The 19,214-nt window shown below is 38.1% G+C and carries 16 protein-coding genes and 1 tRNA gene; 3 read left to right on the top strand and 14 right to left on the bottom strand.

The window, feature by feature from the left end:
* Window positions 1-13: 13 nt before the first annotated feature.
* The 14 genes from cas9 to rfbC form a co-directional block, all read right to left on the bottom strand.
* Window positions 14-4,138 carry a type II CRISPR RNA-guided endonuclease Cas9 gene (gene cas9 / locus AAC026_RS04285; RefSeq protein WP_339695284.1) on the bottom strand — a complete coding sequence of 1,375 codons (4,125 nt, stop codon included), beginning with the start codon at window positions 4,136-4,138 and terminating at the stop codon, window positions 14-16.
* Window positions 4,139-4,529: 391 nt separating this feature from the next.
* Entirely contained in the window at window positions 4,530-5,765 is a 1,236-nt protein-coding gene (locus tag AAC026_RS04280) for a cysteine desulfurase-like protein (RefSeq protein WP_339695283.1), read from the bottom strand.
* A gap of 85 nt (window positions 5,766-5,850) precedes the next feature.
* Entirely contained in the window at window positions 5,851-6,276 is a 426-nt protein-coding gene (locus AAC026_RS04275; protein ID WP_339695281.1) for a DoxX family membrane protein, read from the bottom strand.
* Window position 6,277: 1 nt separating this feature from the next.
* Complete coding sequence (locus AAC026_RS04270; RefSeq protein ID WP_339695279.1) at window positions 6,278-6,733, bottom strand: carboxymuconolactone decarboxylase family protein; 456 nt, start codon at window positions 6,731-6,733, stop codon at window positions 6,278-6,280.
* A 79-nt stretch (window positions 6,734-6,812) separates the two neighbouring features.
* The gene (locus AAC026_RS04265) at window positions 6,813-7,418 is read right to left on the bottom strand and encodes a Crp/Fnr family transcriptional regulator (RefSeq protein ID WP_339695277.1); all 606 of its coding nucleotides are present in this window, start codon (window positions 7,416-7,418) and stop codon (window positions 6,813-6,815) included.
* A gap of 90 nt (window positions 7,419-7,508) precedes the next feature.
* A complete protein-coding gene (locus tag AAC026_RS04260; protein ID WP_339695275.1) occupies window positions 7,509-8,279 on the bottom strand; it encodes a hypothetical protein in 771 nt (256 codons plus the stop codon).
* A gap of 97 nt (window positions 8,280-8,376) precedes the next feature.
* Entirely contained in the window at window positions 8,377-10,398 is a 2,022-nt protein-coding gene (gene uvrB, locus AAC026_RS04255; RefSeq protein ID WP_339608980.1) for an excinuclease ABC subunit UvrB, read from the bottom strand.
* Between the two features lie 94 nt (window positions 10,399-10,492).
* Window positions 10,493-11,236, bottom strand: a complete 744-nt coding sequence (locus AAC026_RS04250) for a shikimate dehydrogenase (RefSeq protein ID WP_339695274.1) — start codon at window positions 11,234-11,236, stop codon at window positions 10,493-10,495.
* On the bottom strand, window positions 11,237-12,175 hold the full coding sequence (locus tag AAC026_RS04245; protein ID WP_339695272.1) for a DUF368 domain-containing protein: 939 nt from the start codon (window positions 12,173-12,175) through the stop codon (window positions 11,237-11,239).
* Between the two features lie 2 nt (window positions 12,176-12,177).
* A complete protein-coding gene (locus AAC026_RS04240) occupies window positions 12,178-12,939 on the bottom strand; it encodes a phosphosulfolactate synthase (RefSeq protein ID WP_339608974.1) in 762 nt (253 codons plus the stop codon).
* Complete coding sequence (locus AAC026_RS04235) at window positions 12,940-14,343, bottom strand: tetratricopeptide repeat protein (protein WP_339608972.1); 1,404 nt, start codon at window positions 14,341-14,343, stop codon at window positions 12,940-12,942.
* Window positions 14,344-14,439: 96 nt separating this feature from the next.
* The gene (locus tag AAC026_RS04230; RefSeq protein ID WP_339608970.1) at window positions 14,440-15,420 is read right to left on the bottom strand and encodes an SDR family NAD(P)-dependent oxidoreductase; all 981 of its coding nucleotides are present in this window, start codon (window positions 15,418-15,420) and stop codon (window positions 14,440-14,442) included.
* 4 nt (window positions 15,421-15,424) lie between these two features.
* Complete coding sequence (locus AAC026_RS04225) at window positions 15,425-16,165, bottom strand: CpsB/CapC family capsule biosynthesis tyrosine phosphatase (RefSeq protein WP_339695271.1); 741 nt, start codon at window positions 16,163-16,165, stop codon at window positions 15,425-15,427.
* Window positions 16,162-16,707 (bottom strand): dTDP-4-dehydrorhamnose 3,5-epimerase, encoded by a 546-nt coding sequence (rfbC, locus tag AAC026_RS04220; protein ID WP_339695270.1) that lies wholly within the window; start codon window positions 16,705-16,707, stop codon window positions 16,162-16,164. The genes AAC026_RS04225 and rfbC overlap by 4 nt, the downstream gene beginning before the upstream one ends.
* Window positions 16,708-16,873: 166 nt before the next feature.
* On the opposite strand from rfbC, the gene hflX reads away from it, so the two are divergent.
* The 3 genes from hflX to AAC026_RS04205 all read left to right on the top strand — a co-directional run bounded on the left by hflX (window position 16,874) and on the right by AAC026_RS04205 (window position 19,134).
* On the top strand, window positions 16,874-18,073 hold the full coding sequence (gene hflX, locus AAC026_RS04215; RefSeq protein ID WP_339695268.1) for a GTPase HflX: 1,200 nt from the start codon (window positions 16,874-16,876) through the stop codon (window positions 18,071-18,073).
* A 27-nt stretch (window positions 18,074-18,100) separates the two neighbouring features.
* A tRNA-Arg gene (locus tag AAC026_RS04210) sits at window positions 18,101-18,172 on the top strand.
* 431 nt (window positions 18,173-18,603) lie between these two features.
* Complete coding sequence (locus AAC026_RS04205; RefSeq protein ID WP_339695266.1) at window positions 18,604-19,134, top strand: hypothetical protein; 531 nt, start codon at window positions 18,604-18,606, stop codon at window positions 19,132-19,134.
* Window positions 19,135-19,214 lie beyond the last annotated feature (80 nt).

Raw genomic sequence — 19,214 nt, 5'->3', positions numbered from 1 at the left:
TTCAAGACTTAATTCATTCCCCAACCTTTACAATATTCCCTAAATGATTTAAACGAACTTTTAATACTCCATCAAAATACCCAAGGCTTTTAATATTTTTATAAGTAATCTCTTTTAGTGCTTTATGATCATTTAGTGTGCTCTCCAAATGATGCCTGAAAACATACTCTCTTACAAAACTATTTCCGTAAGCAAGCTTTGAAAACTTCTGAACCTTAAACAAGTACTTACTTATAACATCTTTATTAGAAGGATTAATCAGATCGGTATCTCTGGGAACAAAATATTCACCTGGAAAGACAAAATATTCATTTTGTTTCATGCTAAACATAAACTGCCAACCTTTATCAGAATTATAGTTTTTATCAACGATTGGAAGGCCTTCATTAACTCGAACAACAGCCTCAAAAAACGATACTACATTATCTTGAAGGGATCCATTTTCATCTTTGTAAATCGCTACATGATGATTATTCCCTGTACTGATAAAATCATTAGCTATCTCTTTGCCCTCTGAGTCTATTATTACACTTCCATGATGATCTCGTTTGGAATGTAAGGGGTCAGCGTTTTTCACTCCTGAAATGGTGACACGTTTTATGTCAATTCCTTTTTCTTCATTTAACCAGATGGGGTTCTTTTCTAAATCAGCAAATGCTTCCTTTTCCTTTCCTCCAAATTCATCTAACCTTTTTTGGAGAATCCTCTTGACACCTTCATCAATTACTTTATCAATTTTAAGGTCTGGCCCAATAGGTTTACGTATGGTATAGTTTTCTTCTAACCATTGGATCTTCATCTTTTCGGGTAAAGCAACCGATTTTTGTGAGTCTAAATAAATAGGGTTTTTGGAAGGGCTGTTTTTTCCAGCAAAGGCTTTTTTTGGATCGCCTCCAAACTCTTCCAATCTAGCCAGTAAGGCTTCTCTGTAAATTGGCTTAGTTACTTTAAGAATAGTTTCGCGGTCAAATCCAGACCCAACCTTAACCACTGACTGTTTGTATTCATTAATTTTTCCATAAACCGTTTCTTTGTGAAGCTGTCCACGGGGTGTCAATTGTGTTCTAATTTCGTAGTTATCCTTTCCCTTCTTCTTAACCTTGTTATTGTTTTTGGTAGCTACTTTATTTTTTGCTTTATAAGAAATCAAAATGCTCTCTAAATGAGGTTTAGCTTCAGCTCTCAAACTATCCATTGGAGGCTTGAATTTTCGCTTTCCATCAATCTTGTCCTTATAAGTGATTTTATTCTTTATGCTGTAAAGTGTGCTTTTCTCATTGCCAGATGCATTTAGGTTATTAAGATACTGTACATGATCGTAGGTTGTAAACGCGACAATCAAAGCATCCATGGCATGATGCCTATGATCATTTCTCTTAGTCCAGTCAATAATTCCCTCCTTAAAAGTGCCATCCTTAAGTTGTACCTGTTCAGTTAAGCCTTGTGATCTATACTTTGGCAGATTCAATTCTTTCATAACATTCACAATACCCCAATCTTCTCTAAGCTTATCAGTAATGATTCCTGTTGTGGTATTTACGGTTCGAATTGTTTCCTCAAGCATCTGCTTGGCTTTTTTTGCGATATACTGCGAGTTTCTTAAATCTCTATCAATAAAGCCTTCAGGGATTTTGCTTTCAGACATCAGAAGTTTTTTATACTTCCCTCTACTTATTTTGCCTTGCTTAAGTAATAATTCGACTCTAGATTTAAAGTCATCCAGACCCTCCATTCCATAATTAGACTCTATGAAATCTAATGCCGTAGCATTCCCCTTTTTTATATTTACTTCACGAATGGATAAGGTTTTGTTTGAAAAGGAGTCATCAAAAAGCCTTGCCTTTGGAATTATGTGTTCAATATCTATCTCCTTAGAAAAAAGCTTTCTTTCATCTATATAAGTGTTTGTATAGAGTGTTTTGAAACCAAGTGGCTCTAGCTCTAAGTAAAGCTTGTAACGAATAATGTCATTTCTAGTAGGGTACTTAATTCCATATTTGTCGTTCAATACTTTTCTATATCTTTCATGTGCTGCTTTAGAGTCATTGATGCCTTTTGTCATTTCACTTCTTTCCTTTGCACTTTTCTTGAGCTCTCTCGCCAACTCAATCCTCACCTCATCAGGTTTACCAAGCTTAGGGTCATCAATAACTGCATTGACTAAATTGACCATTTGGTTAAGTATTTTTTCAACTACAGGATTACGAAGGCTGTTCTTGGGTAAAAGATCAAGTCTTTCATTTAAAAGGCGAGTGGCCAATTCATCTTTATTAAGGGAAGAAGAATGATTGTAACCTACTTCCTTGGCCGCCTCATAAAGGTTATATCCAGTGGATAGAAAGGGCATGATTTTCTTTAGCGCCCTAGTGCTCAGGTTTCCATAGTCTGGCTGTAGAGAAGCATTGGTAATAAATGCGGTATGTTCTGGCTTGAAACCAAATTTTGTATGCAGAGCTCGCTTAAGCTTTACATCATTTTGACCATAGATACCACCAAAATCATCCTTTAACTTCCCATCATCTTCAGCCGAATAAAGTAAATGCCATAATTGATACGATGCTTGCTTATCGAAAGCGTTTCCGAGCATTTCGGGATCGAAATCCAGGATATTTATATCCACACCCAACCTGTGGAGAACCGATTTTATAGTTTCATGAATTTCAGATGCAGTTTTACTAAAGTCAATTTCTAGGCCTTGAGTTTCAGCTATTTTAGCATAGGCCTTATAAAACGACTCATTAGTTCGATTACCCTCAAGAGTTTCAAAATTGCATTTCCAATGCTTTGGGTTTTCTCCTAAAGCTTTAAATGCCTCACCAATCGTTAAGTTTCCTTTAATGTTAAGCTCATGGAAAAGTTCTTCTGCCCAATCCTGTTTTTCTTTCAGCTTTATCTTTTCCTCCGTGAGAATATTCTTTAGCTCTACATTATTCAACACCTGCCATATTTTGGCTTGCTGAAAAAGTGGTGAAGATTTTGGGCAGACTTTATGGCTCTTTTCAAATTCACAAAAACTCACAAGGTGCTTTTGTGATTTCAACCTCCTTTGATAAAAAATAACAACATCCCTAACCAATTCCTTTAATTCAGAAGTCATTTCAGAGTAATATTGCTTCTGAGTTTCCCAAATCACCTCAAACTCATCTAGATAATCCTGCCTATAAAAAACCTGATTCTTTAGGCTGGTGTGACGATCAGCTTCAATTTGTTTATAAAGGTATTGCCCCACCGTTTCATTGTTGAAAAACAACTCTTTACTTCTGTCGCTTATTGCACCTAAGTAACCACTTGATTTGTTCAAATTGTTATTGATTTCGACAATTACATAGGCAAGCTCTTCAATGGGCAACTGCTCAACTACTGCTCTTGAGCGCCATTCATAGTGCTGTAACCTTTTGTCTTTTCCTGAGTTTTTGGCTGTTTGGATATCGTAAGTAGAATTGAAGAACTTATTGGTATTTTGCTTCCCCTGCCCATCAATGATTTTATAGAAATCATCCGTTAAAATCTCAGGGTAAAAAGTCTTCTGGAAATTCCATATCCGATCTAGTTCATCTTTCAAGTCTGATCGATAAAAATCAGGTATATACTTCTTTCCTTCTAGCAAGAGGTCATAAACAAACTGGCCTGGGGTTAATTCTTGTTCATAGAGTTGTTTGGCAATTGTCATTCCATCTATCAAATTGCCTTCTTCCTCATTTTTGGCCTTTCTGCTACTTTTATAGCCTCGTTTCTTATTGATCATAAGTAGAACTCGGGCGAGTTCTGGCTTTTCCAGCTTTGCTCTAACAGCCTTTGCTCTTAGGCGTAATGTTTCATGGGTAGACTTACTCCCTATTTCAGTTAATGGGGTTTCTTCTGAAACAAACTTTAAATCCTCCTTCAGAATTTGAATGAGGTTTTCTCTTCTCTGTTTATAGCGCTGCAAGTTTCTACGTGCACCTCTTTTCAAAGTCCGATCTGCATTAATAGAAAGTGGCCTCCCCTTTTCGAAGTCCGTAATTTCATCTGTAGACAATGGGTTCACTCTAACCCCAAGCTGAATAATCTTCGATTGCTCCGAATCATTTTCTGCTTCGTGAACATAGGCCCAACCAATGCTCGTGGTTCCTAAATCCAATCCTAAAACTCTTTTCATACTATTTCTACTAAAAAATTTTTATTCAAAAAATAATCAGCTACATTCAAACACAGTTTGAAAGCTAATCACAATAAGGATTATTCCGTTGTGAAAACATTTAAAGCGGCCTTAACGGGTCGCTTTCTTTTTTTAGTCTGGAAGGGTCTCTAAATGGCTTAGCGAACACTAAGCTTTTTCAATATAAAAATATTTTGTTGAAACAACACTGTACATTGATTCAGGTAGAATCATTAACATTGTATTACTTTCAATCTAGATGTATTGACTAGATAAAATATTCAAAATGCTTGTTAAGACTCATAATGAGTCTTTCGAAGCTCCTAGCCGAAGGATAAAACCTTCGGTTTTTTTTATTAGTACTCGTTACTCGTATGCTCTGACACACTTTTCACAAAACCTTATCCAAAACCCCAATCAACCTATCTACTTCTTCCAGTGTGTTGTAATGCACAAAACTTACGCGTACTGGGCCGCATTTGTCTTCCAAGCTGAGGGATTTCACCAGTTTTTTGGCGTAAAAATCACCAAATCTAATACCGATACGGTGCGGATCAACTTGCTTTACAATGGCTTCGCTTTTTAAAGTATCATGATGAAAAGCAATGGTAGCTACCCTTTTCTTCTGATCACCATTTTGCACGCCAAGGATGGTGACCGTGTCTTTAGTTTTTAAAAACTCCATAAAGCGATTGGCCAGTGCTTCTTCATGAGCGGCAAACAAATCGAAGCTTTTCTGAAATTTTATCTGGTCATCTGCCTTGGTGTCATTTGGATAATGATAGTCGTGAACGCTTCTCAAATATTCCGTTAGCCCAGCCATGCTGTAGGTCAGTTCAAAGTTTTTATTGCCGGGTTGAAGTTTGTAGGGCACCTCCTTAATAAAGTAGTGGTTAATGCCTGCCATGGCTTCAAGAATTTCGAGTTTCCCATACATCAGAGCGCAATGTGGCCCATACACTTTATAGCAGCTGAATACATAGAAATCTACACCCAAAACCTGAACATCCACCAAACGATGAGGAGCGAGAGCAACGCCATCCACACAGAACAGTGCACCAGCATTATGCACTACCTTGGCCACTTCGGCAATTGGATTGATGGTGCCTAAAATATTGGATGCATGCACCATGGTAACCAGTTTAGTTTTGCCTGAAAGCAGTTGTTTTAAATCTTCAATTTCAAACTCAAGGCTTTCTGGGTTTACCTCCCAAATTTTCACCACAATGCCTTTTTCTTGAAGGTCTGTCCAAGGTGAACAATTGGATTCATGTTCAGAATTAGTAGTGATTACCTCATCTCCAGCTTTCCACGCTTTTGAAAGCGTAAGACTCAAAAGCCTGAACATCATGGTGGAGGAATGGCCCATCACGATTTCTTTGGGGTCTTTGGCATTCACGAGTTTAGCCATTTCTTGAGTAGCAAAAGCCACTTTTTCTCCTGCTAAGCGCGAAATTTCATAGGAAGCTCCGTGCTGTACATCGTAGTTCAGTAGGTATTCTGAAACTCTATCTACAACAGGCTTTAGGGTTTGAGAGCCGCCTGCATTGTCCATATAGATAAAACCACTGTTAAGCGCAGGAAAGTAACTTCTAACAAAATCGAGATCGAGTTGGAGCTTGTTCATAGACTGGCAATTAAATCGATAATATAACAAAGGGTAGCGATCTCTGCTACCCTTTGTTTTTAAATGGCGAACAAGTTGAAGCCTTTTACTTTTTCTCAGTTAATTGATCTATTTCTAAAAATGGTTCTTTGATTAAAGAAAGTCCAAATGCAGCGGCAGCGGCTGAAAACACTGAATAGTCAAGCGGGGCTTTTAGGCCAAAAGAAAAGACCATGGATAGCCCAAAAACCAGAAGCAGAACACCACTCAATTGAGCAGTAAGCTTGGTTTTAAAACCTAGGATAAGAAATATTGCAAATATGATTTCAAGAATAGTGGCGCTCCATCCCATAAAGGGCACTAAACTTTCAGGGGCCCATGGAATCATACTTCCTGTATAAGCCAAAAATGCCTCCATATTTCCCCATGTCGAAATTTCTGCAGGCCAAAATCCAAACCGATCGGCTACTGCCGAAAGGAATGCAATACTTAAGGCCAGTCTTAAGAATACTTTTATCCAGTGTGCTTTCATACTAGTTTTTGTTTACTCGGTGTTTTCCTGGCTCAAACCTAAAAGCATCCATCAATCGATTCCATGTATTGATCTGAGCAATAGCTAAGGTAAGGTTTGCAATCTCTTTTCTAGAGAAAAATTCTCCCAAGTTTTCAATATCCTCATCACTTACTTCACTCTGATTGAGCAGAGTTAGTTTTTCCGCATAGCTTAACACCGCCCTTTCTCTATTAGAGTAATATGGAGCTTCTCTCCATGCCGAAATTGAATAGAGTTTGAGTTCGGTTTCGCCAGCGGCAATGGCTTCCTTGTAATGCATATCTAAACAGTATACACAATGGTTAAGTTGAGAGACCCTGAATTTCATCAGCCCTAAAAGCTTCTGATCAAAACCACATGATTTTAGATACTCTTCTATTCCAAATACTGATTCGTACAACCCTTTGGGTAATTCTGAATGTGAAAATCGTTGCATAAGTTCTAGCGTTTTGTGATAACACAAATTTCGCAACGGTGACCTTGCTAATACTTAAACCAGTTTAAGAAAATATACCTCATTCTCCTTTCTTCTTTTTCTTTGCTTTTATCATGCTGAAAAACTCTGGGGTAAAGCCTAAATATGAGGCTAGCATTTTTTGAGGCACTCTTTGGGCAAAAGGCCCAGTAGCATTATTAAAATTGTCGAGCATCTCTTCCCTACTCAGGTTGAAAACCAATTGTATACGATTAAGAGACGCAATCAATGTTTTTTCGGCTATGATCCTAAATAGCCTTTCTACTTTTGGCACTTTTAGGCAGAGTATTTCCATGTTGGCTTTATCTAGTTTTAGAAGCTCGGCATCTTCTAATGCTTGAATGTAATGTTGCGAAGGCTTTTCGTTCACAAAACTATCATGCTCAGTAATCCACCAGTTTTCAATGGCAAAAAGAAGGGTTTGTTCAATGCCTTTTTCATTAAAATAGAAGGTTCTTAAACAGCCACTAAGAATAAAATATTGAGCGCGACAAACTTGATCGGGCTCCAATAAAAACTTCTTTTTCTTGATCCCGATCTTTTCTAAATGATCTAGGAATAATTCGAACTCATCTTCATCGAAAACTACATAGCGATTAATGTAGTTTTTGAGGGTTTCTTTTTGTGCTTCTGAAATGGAGTTCATGCCAACAAATTAAACAGAGTTTGTGTCGAAAAAAATAAAAAAAGGGATGCTTTTGGCACCCCTTTCTCTCAAACAAAAATTCAAAACCTATCAGTGTAATTTCTTAGCAATCAAATCGATTTTGGGCTTTGCATCTTCTCTACCCAATTCCAGTGCTTTTTGATAATTTTCTAAAGCTTGTTTGTAGGTAGATTTTTTCTTGCTAGGCGCCAATTTTGTTCTCTGTGCAGCAAGTGCATAAGCCTCGCCTCTGGTGAAATAGGAGTCTGCCTCACTAACTTGGAAGGCCGATTTCATTGCTGAAATTTGCTGATCCAAAAGCTCTAATTCCATTGTTTTTGCTTCAATCATCTCATCTTGGTTTAAGATGGTTTCGGCCTGAATACTATTTAACACTACCAATTTCTGGTTGTTGTTGGTTTCGGTATCTAAACGAGCTTCTAATAACGCGATATCGCTTTTTTGTAATTCAAAATCAGCTTTCAACTTCTTTAAGCTATTGGCATATGTATTTTCTGCCGTTTTCGAATTTTTCAATGATTTTTCTAAACTCGAAATCTGAAGAGAGGTCTGCGCTATATAGGATTTCAATTCAGTTAAATGTGAGATGAAGTCCTCTTGAGAGTCGCTGTTCTCTAGAGTTACTCTGAGCATTTTTCTGCCCAAATCAATTGAATCCAATAATGTCATGGCTTTCACCAAAGTAGCCGATGCTTTTTGACTACTTTTTAATTCTATGGATAGACTATCTAGCTTGGCTACTAGACTTGAGTTTTCACTCATCAATACTTCTTTCTCTTTTTCATTAGAGCAGCTGAACAATGTCAAGATAATTGCTCCAATGATAATTTGCTGTTTCATGTTTTATTTCTGTGTTTGAGCTATTTGACGTAGCTTTTATAAAACGTCACAGAAACAGAATGGAAATATTTTCTAATGATTGAGGGCGCACAGTGGCCTATTTTTTTCTCAATAATTCCTTCAGCTCAGCAAGTTCATCGCGCAACCTGGCAGCCTCGATAAAGTCCAGTTCTTTGGCGGCTTTCTCCATCGATTTTTGGGTTTTCTGAATCATTTTTTCAAGCCCTTCTTTACCCATGTAGGCTACTACAGGATCGGCAGCCACAGAAATACTTTCGCTTTCAGAATAATAGTTCTTTTTCTGTTTTCTTGAATCGGCCACCGAAGTTTGATTCATAATGGCTTCTTTCGATTTTTTGACTGTGGTTGGTGTAATTCCGTGTTCCTCATTATAGGCTTGCTGAATAGCCCTTCTTCTTCGGGTTTCGTCAATGGCGCGTTGCATAGAAACCGTAGTTCGGTCGGCATACATAATCACCATACCGTTTTGGTTTCGGGCTGCACGGCCAATGGTTTGTACCAAAGAGCGTTCATTTCTCAGAAAACCTTCTTTGTCGGCATCTAAAATGGCCACCAATGAAACTTCTGGTAAATCAAGCCCTTCCCTTAATAAGTTTACACCTACCAATACATCGAAAACGCCCAATCTTAATTCACGAAGAATTTCAACCCTATCCAGTGAACTTACTTCTGAGTGAATATAACGTACTTTGATATTGGCTCTTTCTAGGTATTTGGACAGCTCTTCTGCCATTCTTTTCGTCAAAGTGGTAATGAGTACGCGCTCTTCTTTCTTCACCCGAATGTCAATTTCTTCCAAAATATCATCGATCTGGTTCGGGCTTGGACGTACTTCTATGATTGGATCAAGTAAGCCAGTTGGGCGAATTACCTGTTCAACTACTTCACCTTGCGTTAGGTTGAGCTCATAATCGGCAGGGGTGGCGCTTACGTAAATGGTTTGTTTGGCCAGCCCTTCAAATTCGTCAAATTTTAACGGACGATTGTCCATGGCCGATGGCAGTCTGAAACCGTATTCCACCAAGTTTTCTTTCCTAGACCTATCGCCTCCCCACATGGCACGCACCTGAGGTAAGGTTACATGGCTTTCATCAATCACCATCAGGAAGTCTTCCGGAAAGTAATCGAGCAAACAGAAAGGCCGTTGCCCCCTTTGGCGTCTGTCGAAATAGCGAGAGTAATTTTCTACGCCAGAGCAATAGCCCAATTCACGCATCATTTCAAGATCGAATTCGGTACGCTCTTTTAGGCGCTTGGCCTCTAAAAATTTACCGTCATCTTCAAACTGGTGGAGGCGTTCTACCAAATCATTCTGAATTTCATGAATGGCTTGGTTCAGCACATCTTTTCCTGTTACAAATAGATTGGCAGGAAAAATAGTGATGATTTTTTCATCCGAAATTTTCATTCCAGAAACAGGGTCAATCATTTGAATGGCCTCAATTTCATCACCCCAGAAGTAAATTCGATAAGCGAAATCTCCATAAGCAATGAAAATATCTACTGTATCGCCCTTTACACGGAAAGTACCTCGCTTAAATTCCGCTTCGGTTCGGCTATAAAGAATATCTACAAAGGCGAAAAGGAGTTTATTACGCGAAATAGTGTCGCCTACCTGTAACGTTATTACGTTTTTGCCAAACTCTTCTGGGTTTCCAATACCGTAAATGCATGAAACCGAAGCCACTACAATTACATCTCTTCGACCTGTAAGTAAAGATGAGGTGGCACTAAGTCGAAGCTTTTCAATTTCTTCATTAATCGAAAGGTCTTTTTCTATATATAGGTTGCTACCAGGAATAAAGGCTTCGGGTTGATAATAATCGTAGTAAGAAATAAAGTATTCTACCGCATTATCTGGAAAGAACTGCTTGAACTCTCCATAAAGTTGAGCGGCCAAAGTTTTATTATGGCTTAAGATTAAAGTAGGTTTTTGTACCTCTTGAATTAGGTTAGCTACAGTAAAGGTTTTGCCTGAACCTGTAACACCTAAGAGTACTTGACTGGCTTCTCCTGCATTAACACCTTCAGTTAATGCCTTGATGGCAGTGGGTTGGTCGCCAGTAGGTACAAAGTCAGAGGTAATCTTGAAGTCCATAAGGTAAAACTAAGGGAAAGAGTTAGCAAGAAAAACCTCTTGTGACTGTTTTTAGTTCAGAAGTTTTGGAGTGATATTTTCTAACGACTGAAACTTATTTATTCCAAATTTCCCAAGAAGCTTCTGCTTGGCCATACAGCATTTCCAATCCATTCTTCACCCAACATTTGGCTTCAATTCCTTTTTGCATAAATGCTGTTACTAAAGGATTATACACCAGATCATATAGAAAATGATCAGAAGTCAGTTGCTGATAAGGTAAGTCTGGAAGCTCGTCTATTTTAGGTGTCATGCCAAGTGGCGTAGTATTAACAATGAGTTGGTAAGTGTTGAGGTACTGAGGTGTTGAGGTGTTGAAGTCTTCGTAAGTAAGCTGCCCTTCCTGTGGCCTTCTCGAAACTAGTTTGAATTGAATTCCGAGGTCTGAAAGTGCGGTTTGAACTGCTTTTGAAGCTCCGCCTGTTCCTAGAATCAAAGCGTTTGCGGGCATAGGGTTTGCTCCTATAAGCTTCACCAATGAGGTTTTAAAGCCCAGATAATCGGTGTTGTAACCCTTTAGTTTTCCTTTCTGAATTTTGATGGTGTTTACTGCGCCAATAGCAGCCGCCTTTTCATCAACTTCATCAAGAAATTTCATTACCGATTCTTTGTAGGGAATGGTAACGTTAATTCCTTCTAGACCTTTTGTGTTTTTTACTAGGACAGGGAACTCTTCAATATCTTCTAGAGGATACAGCTCATATTCAGCCTCAATTCCTTCTTTTTCGAATTTTTCAGAGAAGTGTTTTTTCGAAAAGGAATGGCCAAGTGGATAACCGATCAGTCCGAATTTCCGCATCTATTTTTTAAGGTTTAGCGCAGCTGCAACTCTATCCATTGCCAATACAATAAGGAAACCTGCCGCAGCAAATAAAATGGCTTCTAAAAAGAAGGGTTCGGCACCCGTCTTGGCAAAGTATTGATTAGGTAAAACATTGGCTTCAACCAAAGGTTTTAAGTCACCATGACGGTCGATATATGTTTGAATGGCTTCTTTCCAAGGCCAAACCTTGTTCAAAGAACCAATCATAAAGCCTGACAAAACACCTATTGTAATGTTATGGTACTTGTTGAAGAGCCAGCTTACTAAGCGAGCAAAACTTAACAAACCCACTATACAGCCTAAACCAAAAATGGCAATGTCTACAATTCTAAATTCTTTTACAGCCGATAGAATGAACTCGTATTTTCCGAAAATAAGTAGAATAAATGATCCTGAAATTCCGGGTAAAATCATGGCGCAAATAGCTACTGCTCCAGCTATAAACAGAAACCAAGACGATTCTGGGGTTTCAGCCGGAGTGGCCGAAGTAATAAAATAAGCAATAGCAATACCTAAGGCTATTGCTACAAAAACTCCAATATTCCAAAGCTTGATTTCTCTAAGAATAATGAGGGCTGAAATAACAATAAGCCCAAAAAAGAAAGACCAAACCTGAATAGGATACTCGGCCAATAAATGGGTAATTACTTTGGCTAGCGTAAGCACACTGGTGGCAATTCCTGCCAAAAGGGGTAACAAGAAGTTTCCATTAACGTGTTTCCATAGTGCCTTGATCTGAAATTTTTTCAAGTACTGTAGCGCTTGAAGATCAACGCTGCGGATAGCGTTTAATAGTGTTTCGTAAATACCAGTAATGAATGCAATTGTTCCTCCTGAAACACCAGGAACTACATCAGCACTTCCCATGGCAATACCTTTGAAGTAGAGAAGAATGAATTCCTTAATGTTCTTCATTCTTATTTGTCCAGAAAGTGATTGAAAGTATCTCCTCTTAAACCCAAACGGATTGTTTCCAATGGAATTAGTTCTTCTGGTGCAATATTTCCAAGGTTTACATTGGCGCCAACCAGTTTAATAAAGTACACTTGCTGCGCTTTTTGCGGGGCTTCCCAAATGATTCTTTCAAAAGGAATCTTAGTTAGAATTTCTTGAACTAAGCCCGAACGAACCTCTCCGCTCGACCTGAAAAGACCAACATTACCTCCTTCGCGTGCCTCTCCAATTACCTTCCAAGCACCAGCGTCTAGTTCTTTCTGCATCAGTTCGATCCATTTGTACGGAGGAATAATTTTTTCCTCATCCTTAGACCCAACCTCTGAAAGTACAGTTACTTGCTTAGAAAGTTTAGTGATGTATTCACACTTTTTATCGTGATCCATTTCTACAGAACCGTCAGAAACCTCTGCAAATGGTACTTGAAACTTGTCTAGCAGCTTTCTGTAATCGTCAAATTGATTTCTTACAGCAAAGGCTTCGAAAAGTGTTCCTCCAAAGTAAAAGGGAATTCCAGCAGCTCTGTACACATTAAGTTTATCTTCTAGATTGGCCGTAACATACGAGGTAGCCCAGCCTAATTTGATAATGTCTACATGATTAGCTCCTACGCTAAGAAAATCTTCTGCTTGTCTTACACTTAGGCCTTTGTCCATGACCATGGTGAAGCCTTTTTCTCTTGGTTTTTGTGTCCTTTCGGGCACGTTATCTAAAAAGTAGTGCATTTAAATTTTATTTCGGTGCTGATCAATGATCTTGAATAATGCTTTTTGGGTTTCAATTTTAGGAAAGAAATCGAAAAGCACTTCGTGATTTTCAAAGTCCAAAATTAAAGCATTTTCTAGATAAGCAAAGGCTTCTTTGTATCTACCTGCCGAGATTTGGTAAACTACCATTCTATACATTAAGTCAGAATTTTCTGGGAGTTCCTCCAAAGCCCTATCAATCAATTCGATGGCTTTAATGTGTTCGCCTTGCTCGTAATAAATAAGCGACCAATCAAGCCAAATCATTTCATTGTTTGGTTCGAGCATAGCGGCCTCTTGATAAGCTTCAAAGCTAGAAACTACATTGCCAACATGCTGTTCGGCATCTGCAATGGCCAGCCAATAGTTCGAGTTTTCTGGATCGAGCTTAAGTGCTTTGTTAAAGAAATGAATGGCCTCATAGTACTTATCTTGTTCAGAGAGACAACACCCTATTCCATACCAAGCGTCTTCATAAAACTGGTCTAGTTTTGTAGATTTTCGGTAATACTTCATGGCCAACTCGTATTGCTCGAGTTTTTCATAGGAAGTACCTATACAGCAATAGGTTTCTGCCGATGGGCCTTCATTTGTAAGGGTATTTTTATACGCTTCCAAAGCTTCATCAAACTTATCTAGGTTCATATAGGAGTTACCCATATTGAACCAAGCTGAAGAAAAAGTATCGTCAATCACTAGGGCATAGTCATAAGCTTTTATTGCTTCTTCATAGCGTTCTAGCTTATTCAGTACAATTCCCAAATTGTACCATGCGTAGGTAGAATAAGGATCTTGATCTATAAACTGCTTGTAATAATCAACACTGTCTTCAAGTTTGCCTGTAACATCTAGACAATAGGCCAACTCATAAAGTGCGTTTTCGTGATTCAGATTTTCTTCAATGGCTTGCTTATAATAACCAATGGCTTCTTCGTATTTTGAATTGGTTTGGTAGGTAAGGCCTATATTATAATATACTTCCGATTTATCTTCGGCATAATCCAGCGTGTTAAGTAATACTTCAACCGCTTTTTTATATTCACCCAAAAAGGAAAAAATTGTCCCTTTTACTGTGTTCAGTTCTACATCATTTGGATGCAAATTTTGAGCTTCATCAATTACCCTAAGGGCTTCTTGATAATTTTCTTTACCGATGTAACATTGCGACATCAGTAAGCTTATTTCTTGAGAAAACGGGAATTGATCAATAGCAAGTTTACATGCCTTTAAGCCCTTACCAAACTGAAGGTGATCGATATAATACTGAATAATTGTTTCGTATTCAGTGATATCGAAAAAATTAAATGTCTTTTGCTTGAGTTGCTCCTCGAATTTCTTGATCAGCCCACGTTCCTCTTCTCTGCTAGGATAGTCTTCTTGCATCTATTTTCGAAAGGTTTATTCAAAGTAAGGAATAAATGAATGGCAAACTATATGCCCTTGTCTTTTTTTTCCTGATCTGTTTATAACCCTATTTTTTTAAAGGTTGTGCATGGATTTAAGCTCTTTAACGCTCCAGTCTAAAGTTTCGTTCATCGGGCGAAACTCAAAGTTTAATGTGTTCTTTACTTTATCATTTCTGAAATGATAATGCATGCGCGATAGTTTGGCTGTATCACTCGTGATCAATGCACTTTGACGCATAATTCTGGAACGAATAAACTCCAATTTTACAGCGACCTTAAGCATCCAATAAGGCACGGGTTTAGTTGGCGGCTTCTTGCCAAATCGATTTGCTACTTCTGCAAAAAAGTCTTTAAACTCCTTCGTGTCGGCATTAAGCACAAACCTCTCGTTTTGAACATCTGCACTAAGTAATTTAACACAGATTTCGGCTACATCGCGAACATCAACAAAATTGATGGTGCCTTCAGGGTGAAATGTTTTACTGTCGTAGGCGTATTTAAAAACCGAAGTGCTTCCGCTGCCCCACAGCCCTGGGCCCAATACTACAGAAGGGTTTACAATTTTTACATTCAAGCCTTCTTGAGCACCACGCCAAACTTCCAACTCCTGCAAATATTTTGATCGGGCATAAATAGAGTCATATTCTGTGCCTTCCCATTTGTCTTTTTCGTCAATAAATTTTTGACCAGGCTTTCTACCCAAAGCGGCTACAGAGCTTATTTGTACAAAATTTTTTACTCCTGCCTTTAAGCAAGCGTTTACCAAATCAGCAGTGCCTTGCACATTGGTTTTGTACATTCTATCCTCATCTCTTTTATCAAAAGAAATAATTGCGGCTCCGTGAATAACTCCATCAACGCCTTCCAGTGCTTCTAGAAGAAAAGTGGTGTCGTTCATGTCGCCATTCACCCACTCAATCTGGTCAGCAATATCTTCAATTAAAGTCAGTTGACTGCTTCCGCGTTTTACTGCCCGAACAGACTGACCATTTTTAATAAGTTCTCTACAAATAAAGCTACCGAGTAAGCCCGTAGCGCCAGTAACAAAAATCATAGCTCTAAAGGGAATTATTTAGAAGATCTAAGTTCATTAATTTTTTGAAGTACTTTGTTTTCACCGCTTCTTTTAACAGGTTGATATGCCCCATATTGTGACAGTCTGTACCAACCAATTTTACGGCTTTCATATCGATTAATCTTTCTGCAAACTTTTGAACAGGTTTAGAATAACAGCCTGTTAAAGCCACTATGTTCAGCTGTAGAATCACATTTCTATCAATCAACTCATCCAATAAATATTCGCTTTGCATTAAGTACAAATAACGTTCGGGATGGGCAAAAACAGGTTTGTAACCTTTTAAACTCAGCTTGAAGGTAACCTCTTTCAACTGTGGAGGCATGTTCATAAACGGAGTTTCGAACAAAACGTATTTTTTGCCGAAAGTCATTAACGGAGCGCCAGAGTCTATTAGTTCTACAAACGACTCATCGAGGTAATATTCTGTGGCGGCCTCTAATTGAATATTGATTCCCTCCTTTTTAATGGCTTCACGCATAACTTCCAAGCCAGCATAAATATTCTCGGGAGAGTTATCGTAAGTGCCAGGCATAGAGTGCGGAGTAGTAATTACCTTTTCGTAACCCAAGGCCTCCATTTCGCGCAAGACCGTAAGCGATTCTTCAATAGACTGCACACCGTCATCAATCGCAGGGATTAAATGTGAGTGGATATCTGTTTTGATTGGCAAAACGGAAGCTGGAAAAGTATCCTTTGGCTTTAGAAAAGAAAGTATACTCAAAATTGAGGTGCGTTTTTATACACTGCAAAATTAGGTAAAAGTTTATCCTTTTCAGACACGATTGGGTTTTCTATTTGCCAATCAATATTTAGTTCAGGGTCATTCCATAAAATACCGCCTTCCGATGCTTTATTATAGTAGTTGGTGCACTTATATGAAAACACGCTGTCTTCCAAAGCTAAAAATCCATGTGCAAACCCAGTGGGGATTAAGAATAGGTTATGTCTTTTGGCATCTAAAATAACGGTATGGTGTTTTCCGAAAGTTGGCGAATTTGGCCTTAAATCTATAGCCACATCCATTACTTTACCCAATGCAACTCTTACTAGTTTTGCTTGGGCATAAGGCTCGCTTTGGAAGTGAAGTCCACGTAATGTGCCCTTCACAGAAAAGGATTCATTGTCTTGAACAAAACCCGAAGATATTCCGAGGTCTTCAAAAGTCTTTTTTCGATACGATTCAAAGAAGTATCCTCGGTCATCTCCAAACACCGTAGACTCAATTTCGTACAGGTCATTAAAGCCAGTTTCTATAATTTTCATTGCTTAAAAATTCCCATCAAACTTAAGTTGTTAAGCTGTCTTATCAAATGATAAAGCGCTACAAAACTATTATACCCTTAAATGGTGTTTATACTTTTTAGTTTCATGACGCAATTTCTAAGTTGAATTTAGAAATGGCTTCGATAAGTAGTAATTTTGATGCTTTATGGGAGGATATTTAACAACGGACACGGACGAAAAAACAGCAGTGATGGTCGCGCTCATCACTAAAGGCCAACCCGAAGAAAAGGTAGTAGAGTATTTAGACGAATTGGCTTTCTTGGCTGAAACCCTCGGCCTCGAAGTTGTAAAGTCTTTTACTCAAAGAATGGAGAGACCAGAGGTGAAGACCTTTGTAGGTAAAGGTAAGCTCGAAGAGATTAAGACCTATATTAAGGCAGAAGATGTTAAGACAATCATTTTTGACGATGACCTTTCTCCTTCACAGTTACGAAATTTAGAAAGGGAGTTGGAAGTAAAAATTTACGACCGCAGTTTACTCATCTTGGACATCTTTCTTTATCGTGCGCAAACTGCTCAGGCCAAAACTCAGGTTGAACTGGCGCGATCTAAATACTTATTGCCTCGACTAACTAGAATGTGGACTCACTTAGAAAGACAAAGGGGTGGAACAGGCACTAGAGGTGGTTCTGGTGAAATGGAAATTGAAACCGACCGTAGGATTGTAAGGAACCAGATTGATGTGCTGAAAAAGAAACTGGAGAAAATTGAAATGCAAAATGCAGTTCAGCGAAAATCCAGAACCAATATAGTGCGTGTGGCTTTGGTTGGATATACCAACGTGGGTAAATCAACTCTTATGCGCCTAATGACCAAAGCTGATGTATTAGCTGAAAATAAACTTTTTGCTACCGTAGATTCCACCGTGCGAAAAGTGGCCATCGATGATATCCCTTTTCTATTATCTGATACAGTAGGTTTTATCCGAAAGCTCCCTACACATTTGATCGAGTCATTTAAATCTACTTTAGACGAGGTAAGAGAAGCTGATATTCTTTTGCACGTGGTAGATGTTTCGCATCCCTATTTTCAAGATCAAATGGAAACGGTAAATCAAACTCTGATAGACCTTGGTGCGGCAGATAAACCCACGATCATTATTTTTAATAAAATTGATAAGTTGGTTGAATCTTTAGATCCAGAAATAGAGGAAGAAATGGAGCATCCACCAATGACATTAGAAAGGTTAAAGAAAACCTATTTAAATGCTGAAGGTGAAAGTGTTGTGTTTATTTCGGCAGAGAAAAAAGAGAACATTTCCGAAATGCGTGAAGTGATTTTCGAGAAGGTGAAAAAGCAACACATGACCATCTTTCCAAACTACTTGAAAGACACATATTATTAATTAATTTTGCCCCTCCTAAAAAGGAATGGTCCCGTAGTTCAACGGATAGAATAGAAGTTTCCTAAACTTTAGATACAAGTTCGATTCTTGTCGGGATCACTTTTAACACTAACTAACAAGTGTAAACGAGAGATAAGCCACTGAAAAACAGTGGCTTATTTGGTGTTAAGGCATGTTAGTTCTCTTGTCCTGTCTTGTTAGTTCCCGTAAATTGTTATCAAAATGTTATACAAATTATGGGAGTCTCTTTTAAGCCAATTTTCAATCGAAACAACACAAAAAACAACAAAGAGGAGTCTTTTGCAATTCATCTGCGTGTGGCATTGATTGAAAGATGTGGTGGGGTTTAGGCTAGTTAACAAGAACGCTATGACTTTAAAGAGATTATTCTTAGTTACTATTAAAAATGTTTCTGTTTAATAAATTATGATCAACCCATTTAAACCTTTTATCTTGTCTGTGAGGATTTTATACTATTAGTAGTTGTATTTAAAATCAAATTCATTATAATAGCGGTTTGATTTTTTAATATGGACTTATTAGCTAACCTCTTGGTGGGCTTAGGAACGGGGATAATTTCCTCATTAATGTTTCTTTTTTTCCTCACCAAGGTCAGACCAAAACTAGAATTAAGTAAGGAAATTGCTTATGAAACTATAGATATAGAGGGTAACCCAACGCCTTGTTATGTTTTTAAATTGATCAATAAAACATGGAGAAGTAAAATATATGACGTTGAAGCTCAGTTATTCTTACTCAGGTACGATGTAACAGAGGGAGGCCAAAACATCTTTTTTCGTGCTCTACCGTTATTAAAGGAAAGAGTTTGGTCTTTAAATTGCATTAATAAAAATGATCAGTATGCAGAATTTGCGTATCAATTTTTATGTTTAGGAAATTTGGATGAAATTTGGAACGAAAACAACAACATTGAAATTACAGTTAGAGCAAGACATGCATTCAGTGGCTTTACAAAAACAGTAAAACAGAGGTATTACCGAAAAGGGAGTTCTATTAAAGTAGGAGCTTTTAAGTTTGGTAATAACATGGATATATGTTAATTTGATTATTACTACCCAAAATATACAACTATGAAAACGCATGACATTATCGGCAAGTAACTTTCATTATCAAGCAAGTT

It is taken from the genome of uncultured Roseivirga sp., assembly GCF_963973945.1.
Lineage (GTDB): Bacteria > Bacteroidota > Bacteroidia > Cytophagales > Cyclobacteriaceae > Roseivirga.
This window is presented reverse-complemented; position numbering and strand designations above follow the sequence as displayed.